Raw genomic sequence first — 2,404 nt, 5'->3', positions numbered from 1 at the left:
GTCAGGGGCGGGGTGAGGGGCGCGTGCAGCGGAACGTGGAGGTGGACGCGCCAGGGGGCGGTGGTCGGCAGCGGTCGCCCGGCTCGCGTCCCGCCGAGCGTCGCGTCCAGCGCTTCGTCGAGGTCGTCGGTGCCGTGGACGCCGTCCGGGGTGCGGGTGCGGGTCTGGTGGAGGAAGCGCGGCTCGGCGAAGGCCGCGAGGGCGGCCCGTACCTCCGGGCGGTGCGGCTCCTCGGCGTGCAGGGCCGCTGACAGTTGGGCCTTGACGATGGGGACGCCGGCCTGGCCGAGGGCGGCGATGGCGGTCGCCGGGTCCTCGAAGGCGGTGGCGAGGTGACAGGTGTCGAGGCAGACGCCGATGCGTTCGGCCGGGGGCGCGCCGGGGCCTTCGAGGGCGGTGATGGCGTCGGCGGTGGTCTCGATCGTGCAGCCGGGTTCGGGCTCCAGGCCGACGCGGATCGAGCGGCCGGTGAGTTCCTGGAGCGCGTCGAGTCGCTGGGCGAGGGTGTTGAGGGCGGTCCGGGTCTGCCGGGCGCGCTCGGGGTCGCCGTTGTAGGGGGTGCGCCAGGCGAGCGGCAGGGTGGAGATGGTGCCTTCGCGGACGTCGTCGGGGAGCAGCGCGGCGAGCAGCCTGGCCAGGTCGGTGGTGTGGTCGAGGCGCTCCGGATCGGTCCAATCGGGCTGGTAGACGCGGTACTTGACCTCTTCCGCGCCGAACCCCTCGTACGGGAAGCCGTTCAGGGTGACGACTTCGAGGCCGCGGGCGTCGAGTTCGGTGCGCAGCCGGCGCAGGGCGGCCGGGTCGGCGATGAGGGCGCGGGCCGCGTCGCGCGCGAGCCACAGGCCGATGCCGAGACGGTCCCGGCCGAGCCGCCGGCGTACCGGCTCGGCGTGGTCGCGCAGTTGGGCCAGCACGCCGTCGAGGTCCTCGGCGGGGTGCACGTTGGTGCAGTACGCGAGGTGGACGGTGGAGCCGTCGGGGTGGCGGAAGCGCATGGGTCATCGCCCCCCGACGGGAGCGCCGCGCAGGATGGAGTTGCCCTCGTGGGTGGCGGCGGGCTCGGGGCTGTCGAGGTCCAGGTCGAGATCGAGCCGGCCGCTGATTCCGTAGAAGGCGACGGGGTTGCGCCACAGCACCTGGTCGACGTCGTCCTCGGTGAAACCCGCGCCGAGCATCGCGTCGCCGACCCGGCGGGTCTTGAGCGGGTCGCTGCGGCCCCAGTCGGCCGCGGAGTTGACCAGCACCTTGTCGGTGCCGTGCACCCGCAGGATGCGGACCATCCGCTCCTCGTCCATCTTGGTGTCCGGGTAGATCGAGAAGCCGAGCCAACAGCCACTGTCAGCGGCGGCCCCTACGGTTGTCTCATTGAGGTGATCGAGGACGACATGCTCGACGGGGAGGTCGGATTCGCGGATCGCGTCGAGGGTGCGGGTCAGCCCCGCGGCCTTGTCGCGGTGCGGGGTGTGTACGAGGGCGGGCAGGCCGTGGTCCGCGGCCAGTTGGAGCTGGATGGCGAGGGCCGCGTCCTCGGCGGGGGTCATCGAGTCGTAGCCGATCTCGCCGACGGCGACGACCGAGTCCTTGATGAGGTAGCGGGGCAGCGCGTCGAGGACGGGAGTGCAGCGGGGGTCGTTCGCCTCTTTGGGGTTGAGCGCGAGGGTGCAGCGGTGGGCGATGCCGTGCTGGGCGGCGCGGAAGGGTTCCCAGCCGAGGAGGGCGTCGAAGTAGTCGAAGAAGCTGGCGGGCGAGGTCCGGGGCTGGCCGAGCCAGAACGAGGGCTCCACGACGGCGCGGACGCCCGCGGCGTACATGGCCTCGTAGTCGTCGGTGGTGCGGGAGGTCATGTGGATGTGCGGGTCGAAGATGCGCATCAGGACTCCTCGGGGAGGGAGGACACGACGGGGGTGCTGGTGGTGGCGGGGCCTGCGGTACCTGTTTGAGCGGCGGGAACGGAGGAGCCGGCTGGGGCGGTTGGCGTAGTTGGCGTAGTTGGGGTTTCCGGGTCGGCCGGGGCGGTCGGGGTGGCGCGGTCGGAGACGGCAGCCGGGTCGGTTCCGGTGCGGGGGTCCGTACGGCTCGTATCGCCGCGCGTCAGGTCCAGGGCACGGTGCAGGTCGGCGGAGACGGGCCGGGAGGCCGCCGTGCGCTCGCGGGCGTAGTCGGCGAGCATGCGGGCGAGTTCGCCGTCCGCGTGCGCCCGGCGTTCGAGGTCCGCCACGGCGGTCAATGGCACGCCCGTGAACAGGCACTTGAGGACGGCGTGCCGCCAGCTGTGCGGGTCGAGGTGACGGGCCGCGTACGGGCCGACGGCCGCCGCGATGAGCCTGGTGTCATTGGCGCGCAGCGCGTCCTCGACCAGCGCGAGCGCGCCTGAGCCCAGCGGCAGATACGGGAGCGCCTGGAG

General features: G+C 73.2%; 3 protein-coding genes. All 3 read right to left on the bottom strand.

Annotated features, from left to right (window positions below):
- Positions 1-995 (bottom strand): metabolite traffic protein EboE (eboE, locus tag QMK28_RS33765; protein WP_326443512.1); only part of this gene is annotated, 995 nt, incomplete at its 3' end.
- Positions 996-998: 3 nt separating this feature from the next.
- Positions 999-1,871 carry a TatD family hydrolase gene (locus QMK28_RS33760; RefSeq protein ID WP_326443511.1) on the bottom strand — a complete coding sequence of 291 codons (873 nt, stop codon included), beginning with the start codon at positions 1,869-1,871 and terminating at the stop codon, positions 999-1,001.
- Positions 1,871-2,404: EboA domain-containing protein (locus tag QMK28_RS33755; RefSeq protein WP_326443510.1), on the bottom strand; the 534-nt coding region annotated here is incomplete at its 5' end. The genes QMK28_RS33760 and QMK28_RS33755, both read right to left, overlap by 1 nt.

Source organism: Streptomyces sp. H27-D2 (assembly GCF_035828615.1).
Classification (GTDB): Bacteria; Actinomycetota; Actinomycetes; order Streptomycetales; family Streptomycetaceae; genus Streptomyces.
This window is presented reverse-complemented; position numbering and strand designations above follow the sequence as displayed.